The organism is Polymorphobacter sp. (assembly GCF_051860865.1).
Taxonomy (GTDB): domain Bacteria; phylum Pseudomonadota; class Alphaproteobacteria; order Sphingomonadales; family Sphingomonadaceae; genus Sandarakinorhabdus.
In genome coordinates this window covers 1-6,717 of the sequence record NZ_JBIMKZ010000107.1, presented here as the reverse complement: position 1 = coordinate 6,717, position 6,717 = coordinate 1, and the positions used below count along the sequence as shown (strand labels likewise).

The 6,717-nt window shown below is 69.2% G+C and carries 5 protein-coding genes; 4 read left to right on the top strand and 1 reads right to left on the bottom strand.

Annotated features, from left to right (window positions below; all coding sequences use genetic code 11):
* Positions 1-126: 126 nt before the first annotated feature.
* Positions 127-1,683, bottom strand: coding sequence for an amino acid permease (locus tag ACTIFJ_RS14465; protein WP_439534815.1), 1,557 nt, complete (start codon positions 1,681-1,683; stop codon positions 127-129).
* A 144-nt stretch (positions 1,684-1,827) separates the two neighbouring features.
* On the opposite strand from ACTIFJ_RS14465, the gene ACTIFJ_RS14460 reads away from it, so the two are divergent.
* The 4 genes from ACTIFJ_RS14460 to ACTIFJ_RS14445 are packed head-to-tail and all read left to right on the top strand — an operon-like array spanning position 1,828 to position 6,650.
* A complete protein-coding gene (locus tag ACTIFJ_RS14460; protein WP_439534814.1) occupies positions 1,828-3,054 on the top strand; it encodes a hydrolase in 1,227 nt (408 codons plus the stop codon).
* Positions 3,054-4,010 (top strand): arginine N-succinyltransferase, encoded by a 957-nt coding sequence (locus tag ACTIFJ_RS14455; RefSeq protein ID WP_439534813.1) that lies wholly within the window; start codon positions 3,054-3,056, stop codon positions 4,008-4,010. Before ACTIFJ_RS14460 ends, ACTIFJ_RS14455 begins: the two co-directional genes overlap by 1 nt.
* Positions 3,997-5,406, top strand: coding sequence for a succinylglutamate-semialdehyde dehydrogenase (astD, locus tag ACTIFJ_RS14450; protein WP_439534812.1), 1,410 nt, complete (start codon positions 3,997-3,999; stop codon positions 5,404-5,406). Before ACTIFJ_RS14455 ends, astD begins: the two co-directional genes overlap by 14 nt.
* Positions 5,403-6,650, top strand: coding sequence for an N-succinylarginine dihydrolase (locus ACTIFJ_RS14445; RefSeq protein WP_439534811.1), 1,248 nt, complete (start codon positions 5,403-5,405; stop codon positions 6,648-6,650). The genes astD and ACTIFJ_RS14445 overlap by 4 nt, the downstream gene beginning before the upstream one ends.
* Positions 6,651-6,717: the final 67 nt, after the last annotated feature.

Genomic DNA, 6,717 nt, shown 5'->3' with positions numbered 1-6,717 from the left:
GCCGCAGGCCCCAGACCCCAAGATTTGCCGTTTCCCATTGCGACGACCGATCTTGCCGCATCACGAACCTGATTGATGGGGTCTGGGGCCTGCGGCCCCAGCCGCCAGAGGCTCTTCTGATCCGCCTCAGGCGTCCTTCCCGCCTGGCGTATGAATCCCGCCCGGCAGAGGCGGCACCCCCACTGGCGGCACATCGGGGTCGAGCTCGCCCACCTCGGTAATCCCGCGCGCCACGTTCGAGCGGCTGCGGCCATAGGCATAGTAAAAGACGATCCCCAGCGCCGCCCAGCCGAAGAAGAAGATCTGCGCGGTCCAGGACAGGTAGCCGAACAGCAGCAGGCAGCCGAGCGCTGCGGCCGGGGCGACGACCCAGACGGCCGGGGTGCGGAAGCTGCGCTTGCGCTCTGGCTGCTTGCGCCGCAGCATCATGATGGCGAGTGCCACGAAGAAGAAGGCGCAGAGCGTGCCGCCGTTGGAGATCGCCGCCAGCTGGCCGACGGGGAAGAAGGCGGCGCCGATGGTCACGGCGGCGCCGGTGATCATCGTCACGATATGCGGCGTCTTGAACTTGGGGTGGACCTTGGAGAGTACGCCGGGCAGCAGCCCGTCGCGGGACATGACGAAGAACACGCGCGTTTGCGCGAACATCATCATCAGGATCACCGAGGGCAGGGCGAAGCCGGCGGCGAGGCCGAGCACATTGCCGACCCCGGGATGGCCGATCGAGCGCAGCACATGGGCGAGCGCCTCCTTGGAGCAGACCACGGCGATATCGCCCTGGGCGCGGCAGGCGGCGGCCATTTCCGGCGAACCGGGGTAGGGGGCGACGCCGTCCGGGCCATAGACCGGCTGGGCGCCGAAGCTGCCGATCACGCCGACGCCGACCAGCAGGTAGAAGACCGTGCAGATGACGAGGCTGCCGATCAGCCCGATCGGGATGTTGCGCTGCGGGTCCTTGGTTTCCTCGGCTGCGGTGGAGACGGCATCGAAGCCGATATAGGCGAAGAAGATGATCGCCGCCGCCGAGATCGCCGAGCTGGTGCCCAGCGGCATGAATGGCACGAAATTCTCGGAATTATAGGCCGGCAGCGCCAGCACGATGAAGGCGGTCAGCGCCGCCACCTTGATGACCACCAGCACGGCGTTGACGCTAGCGCTCTCCTTGGTGCCGACGACGAGCAGCGCCGTCACGGCGATCGAGATGATCACGGCTGGCAGGTTGATGAGCCCGCCCGCATAAGGCCCGTTGACGAGCGCGGTAGGCAGCTGGATGCCCGCGAAATTCTGGATGACGCCGACGGCATAGCCGGACCAGCCAACGGCGACGGCGCTCGCGGCGACCGCATATTCGAGCACCAGCGCCCAGCCGACGATCCAGGCCATCAGCTCGCCGAAGGTCGCATAGCTGTAGGTATAGGCGGAGCCGGAGACCGGCACCATCGAGGCCAGCTCGGCATAGCAGAGCGCGGCAAGCGCGCAGACCACGCCGGCGATGACGAAGCTGATCAGCATCCCCGGCCCGGCCAGCTGCGCCGCTTCTGAGGTCAGCACGAAGATGCCGGTGCCGATGATGCCGCCGATGCCGAGCATCGTCAGCTGGAACGCGCCGAGCGTTCGCGTCAGGCTCTTCTTCTCCGCCGTCGCCAGAATTGCATCAAGCGACTTCACCCGCCAGTCCGTCACAAGGCCCCCTTTTTTTGGATTGCCCGCAATGAGACAGGCTTCCCGCGTCGGGTCAAGGCCATAGTACCTCCGGCCACCGCAACGATGTTACAATAATCACATAAGCATGTAGAAGTCGCAGTTCATATCACCTATATCCGCCCAATGACCGGAGTCTCCCCCCTCACCCCCGCTGAAGCCGCTGCGCTGGCGCCGCTGACCGGCCGCCGCGATGCGATGGTCGGCCAGGTCCTTGCCTGGGCGTCCATCAACAGCGGCAGCCGCAACCTCCCCGGCCTCGCCGCCATGGCCGATGCCCTGGCACAGGCCTTCGCCCCGCTCGGCGGCACGCTCCGCCGCGTCCCCGCCGCCCCGGCCCGCCATGTCGCCGCCGATGGCGCGCTGGTGGCGCAGCCGCACGGGGACAATCTCCAGATCGTCCTCCGCCCCGAGGCGCCGGTGCAGGTTCTGCTCACCGGCCATATGGACACGGTGTTCGCCGTCGATTCCCCGTTCCAGCACTGCCGCTGGCTATCGCCCGACGTGCTCAACGGGCCGGGGGTGGCCGACATGAAGGGCGGCATCGCCGTCATGCTCGCCGCGCTGTTGGCGTTCGAGGCCAGCGACTTCGCCCCCCGCCTTGGCTGGCAGGTGGTGCTCAATGCCGATGAGGAAGTGTCCTCCCCCGGCTCGGCGCCGCTGCTCGCCGAAGCCGCGCGCGCCGCCGATGTCGGTCTCACCTTCGAGCCGGCACTCGCCGATGGCACGCTGGCCGGCGCCCGGCGCGGCTCGGGCAATTTTGCCGCCCATGTCCGTGGCCGCGCTGCCCATGCCGGCCGCAACCCGCAGGAGGGCCGCAACGCGCTGGTCGCCGCCGCTGATCTGGCGCTCCGCCTCGCCGCGCTTACGGCCGCCGATCTCAGCGTCAACCCGGCCCGCATCGATGGCGGCGGGCCGGACAATATCGTCCCCGAGTCCGCCGTGCTGCGCTGGAACATGCGCCCAGCCACCCCGGAGGCTGCGGCCCGCGGCGCCGCCGCCGTCCAGCGCCTCGCCGCCAATATCGCCGCCGATCATGACGTCGCGGTCGATGTCCATGGCCATTTCGCTCGCCCGCCCAAGCCGCTCGATGATCATCAGCGCCGGCTGTTCGATCTGGTCCGGGATTGCGGCACGGCGCTCAGCCTGCCGATCGCCTGGCAGGACACTGGCGGCGTCTGCGATGGCAACAATCTCGCCGCCACCGGCCTGTCGATCGTCGACACCCTCGGCCCGCGCGGCGGCAGCATCCACAGTGCGGACGAATTCCTCTGTGTCGACTCGCTGGAGGAACGCGCCCGCCTCGCCACCCTCATCCTCTGCCGCCTCGCCCAACACGGCTGGACCCGCTGATGTGGCGCGTCGAGCCCGCGCGGGCCACCGACCTCGATGCCCTGCTGGCGCTCGCCGCCATCGCCGGGGACGGCATCACCAACCTGCCCGCCGACCGCGAGGCGATGGCGATGCGTCTCGACTGGTCATGCCGCAGCCTCACCCGGCGGCTCGCGGCGCCCGAGGACGAGCTCTACATCCTGGTTCTTCGCCACAGCGAAACCGGCGACGTTGCCGGCACCGCCATGATCTTCAGCCGGCTTGGTGCCCGCATGCCCTTCTATAGCTACAAGCTCAGCCAGATGGCGCAGGCCAGCCAGGCGCTCGGCCGCATCGTGCCGCTGTCGGTGCTCAGCCTGGTCACCGATCATGACGGCGCCTCGGAGGTCGGCGGGCTGTTCCTCCATCCCAAGCATCGCGCCGGCGGCCTCGCCCCGCTGCTGGCGCGGGCGCGCTACCTGTTCATCGCCCGCCACCGCGCCGGCTTCGCCGACCGCATCGTCGCCGAGCTGCGCGGCGTCGCCGACGAGGCCGGCAACAGCCCGTTCTGGGATGCCATCGGCCGCCGCTTCTTCGGCATGAGCTTCCCGGAGGCGGATCGGTTCAACGCCGCCCAGGGCAGCCAGTTCATCGCCGAGCTGATGCCCCGCCATCCGATCTACACGGCGCTGCTGCCGCCCGAGGCGCAGGCCGTCATCGGCCAGCCACACCCGAAGGGCCGCGGCGCGCTGGCGATGCTGGCGGCCGAGGGTTTCGTCCATGACGCCTATGTCGACATCTTCGATGGCGGCCCCACCGTCACCGCTCGCACCGACGCGCTGCGCACCCTGCGCACCGCCGCCCCCGCGACGCTGGCCAGCTTCACCGGCCCGCCGTCGCTGTTCGCCGCCGGCCAGCTGGCGGATTTTCGCGCCTGGACCGGCGATCCCGCCGCCGGCGCTTCGTCAGGAGAAAGCTTCCACCATGTCCCGCTCTGAAACGCTGACCAGCACCGATCCGTGCACCGGCGTCGTCGTCTGGCAAGGCCCGGTCGGGGATGTCCCCGCCGCCGTCGCCCGCGCCCGCGCCGCCGCCGCCGGCTGGGCGGCGACGCCGCTGGAGAGCCGCGTCGCCATCGCCCGCGCCTATGCCGCCCGCGTCCTGGCCGAGTCAGAAGCCTTCGCCACGCTGATCGCCCGGGAGACCGGCAAGCCGCTGTGGGAGACCCGCACCGAGGTCGCCAGCACCATGGCCAAGGTCGAGATCAGCCTGCGCGCCCGCGCCGAGCGCACCGGCACCATCATCGCCGACGCCGGCGACGTTCGCTCGGTCACCCGCCACAAGCCGCACGGCGTCCTCGCCGTCCTCGGCCCCTATAATTTCCCCGCCCATCTCCCCAATGGCCATATCGTCCCGGCGCTGATCGCCGGCAACGCGGTCGTCTTCAAGCCGTCCGAAAAGACCCCGGCGGTCGGCGCCTTCATGGCCCGGCTCTGGGCCGAGGCCGGCCTGCCCGACGATGTGCTGACCGTTGTCCAGGGCGGCGCCGACACCGGCAAGGCGCTCGCCGCCGCCGATATCGATGGGCTGTTGTTCACCGGCTCTTCCGCCGCCGGCGCCGCACTCGCCCGCCAGTTTGCCGAGACGCCCGGCCGCATCCTGGCGCTGGAGATGGGCGGCAACAATCCGCTGATCGTTTGGGACGCCGAGGACCTCGAGGCTGCCGCTGCACTGGTCGTCCACTCGGCCTATCTGTCGGCCGGCCAGCGCTGTACCAACACCCGCCGGCTGATCGTCAGCCAGCGCCAGTCAGGCCCACTGATCGACATTATCGTTTCATTAATTGACCGACTGTCGGTCGGTTCTCAGTTCGAGAATCCGCCGGTTTTCATGGGTCCGGTGATCGATAATCGGGCCGCATCTGTCCTGAAACGCGCCGAAACTGGCCTGAAAGCGGCCGGATCTGTCCCCATTCGGTCCCTGGAGCGCCCATTGCGGACCCGTCCGTGGCTCCGTCCGGCCCTCCACGACGTCACCGACGTGCCAAATCGCCCCGACCAAGAATTGTTCGGCCCGCTGCTCCAGTTGATCCGCGTGCCCAGTTTCGAGGCCGCCATGGCCGAGGCCAATGCCACGAAGTTCGGCCTCGCCGCCGGGCTGATCGGCGGCGACGAGGCGCTGTACAGGCGCTTCTGGGCGGAGAGCCGCGCCGGCGTTGTCAACTGGAACCGCCCGACCAACGGCGCCGCCTCCTCGGCGCCGTTCGGTGGCGTCGGCGCCTCCGGCAACCATCGCCCCTCGGCCTTCTATGCCGCTGATTATGCGGCCTTTCCGGTCGCCAGCCTGGAGGCCGACAGCCCGGCCGCGCCGAGCCTCATCGGCCTTCGTCCATGAAGGAGATCAATGTCGACGGGCTGATCGGCCCCACCCATAATTATGCCGCGCTCAGTCCCGGCAACATCGCCAGCCAGTCGAACGCCGGCCGCGTCTCCCGCCCCCGCGCCGCCGCACTGCAAGGGCTTGAAAAGATGCGCTTCGTCATGCGCCTCGGCCTCCCCCAGGCCTTTCTGTTGCCGCATGAACGCCCCCATCTCCCCACGCTCCGCGCGCTCGGCTTCGCCGGCACCGACGATCAGGTCTGCGCCGCCGCCTGGGACGCCGATCCCAGCCTGTTTGCCCAGGCCATGTCCGCCTCCGCCATGTGGACGGCCAATGCCGCCACCGTCTCCGCTGCCCCCGATACCGCCGATGGCAGTATCCACCTGTCCGTCGCCAATCTTTCCCGCATGCCACATCGCAGCCACGAACCCCTTGATACCGAAGCGCAATTGCGCCTCGCTTTCGCCCATCCAAACTTCCATATCCACCCGGCGCTGCCCGCCGCCTATGGCGACGAGGGCGCCGCCAACCACATGCGTCTCGCCCCGCACCACGACGGCCCCGGCCTGGAAATCTACGTCTATGGCGAGGACGGTGGCCGCTTCCCGGCCCGCCAGTCCCGCCGCGCCAGCGAGGCCATCGCCCGCCGCCACGGCGTTGCCAACACCTTGTTTATCCAGCAATCTCCGGCCGCCATCGATGCCGGCGCCTTCCACAACGACGTCGTCGCCGTCGCCAACGGGCCAGTGCTGTTCTCGCACGAGCAGGCCTTCGCCACCGCGCCCGACCTGCCGGCCTGGGCCCGCTGGATCGAAGTGCCCGCCGCCACCGTGCCTCTGGCCGACGCCATCTCCAGCTACCTGTTCAACAGTCAGCTGCTCACCTTGCCGGACGGCAGCATGGCCCTCATCGTCCCCGACGAATGCCGGACCACGCCGAGCGTCGCCAACTATCTGCAAATGCTCATCAACGGCGATACCCCGATCCGCCACCTGCACATCGTCAACGTCCGCGAATCAATGCGCAACGGCGGCGGCCCCGCCTGCCTGCGTCTGCGTGTCGTCGCCGACCCCAACCACATCGACCCCCGCTTCCGCCTCAGCGAAGCCCGCGCCGACGCCCTCCACCAGCTGATCGAAACCCGCTGGCCCGAGCAGATCAGCCCCGCCGACCTCGGTACGCCCGACCTCTGGCACCATGCGCGCACGTCACGGGCCGAGTTGCTGAAGTTATTGGAGATAAAGCCTCCGGCGGATTAGAAGTGGCCTCCGGCGGCTGGGGCCGCAGGCCCCAGACCCCTTGAATGGGGTTCGCGATGCGGCGAGA